This is a genomic window from Devosia chinhatensis (assembly GCF_000969445.1).
Lineage (GTDB): Bacteria > Pseudomonadota > Alphaproteobacteria > Rhizobiales > Devosiaceae > Devosia > Devosia chinhatensis.
Genome location: NZ_JZEY01000041.1, coordinates 1 through 498, shown reverse-complemented (window position 1 = coordinate 498; position 498 = coordinate 1). Strand labels below are relative to the sequence as shown.

General features: G+C 69.9%; 2 pseudogenes. One reads left to right on the top strand and one right to left on the bottom strand.

Annotated elements, in window-relative coordinates:
• Positions 1–262, bottom strand: a pseudogene (locus VE26_RS18320) (hypothetical protein); the annotation flags it as partial.
• Between VE26_RS18320 and VE26_RS18315 the strand changes: the two are divergent.
• Positions 237–498 (top strand): annotated as a pseudogene (locus tag VE26_RS18315) (hypothetical protein); the annotation flags it as partial. The pseudogenes VE26_RS18320 and VE26_RS18315 overlap by 26 nt on opposite strands.

Below are 498 nucleotides of genomic sequence, written 5' to 3'. Positions count from 1 at the left end.
TTTGTGTGGGGTGTGTGGGGGGGTGGGAGGAACTGGCGGTGCAGGTGTCGGTGGCCGTGGCTTCCTCCAGCGAGAGAGTGCACTCGCGCTCGCGAGAACGTCTGGGTTGCTCCAGCCGCGGCAGGTCTGGCTGGCTGACGCGCACGGTGGCCAGCGCCACCCGCAGCCGCCGGCCGCCCGACAACTGCGGTGTCGGGGCGTTTTGCCGGTCCTGCTCGAAGCCCAGACCCTTGAGAATGGACGAGGCGCGCGCCTCGTCCATTCTCAAGGGTCTGGGCTTCGAGCAGGACCGGCAAAACGCCCCGACACCGCAGTTGTCGGGCGGCCGGCGGCTGCGGGTGGCGCTGGCCACCGTGCGCGTCAGCCAGCCAGACCTGCCGCGGCTGGAGCAACCCAGACGTTCTCGCGAGCGCGAGTGCACTCTCTCGCTGGAGGAAGCCACGGCCACCGACACCTGCACCGCCAGTTCCTCCCACCCCCCCACACACCCCACACAAA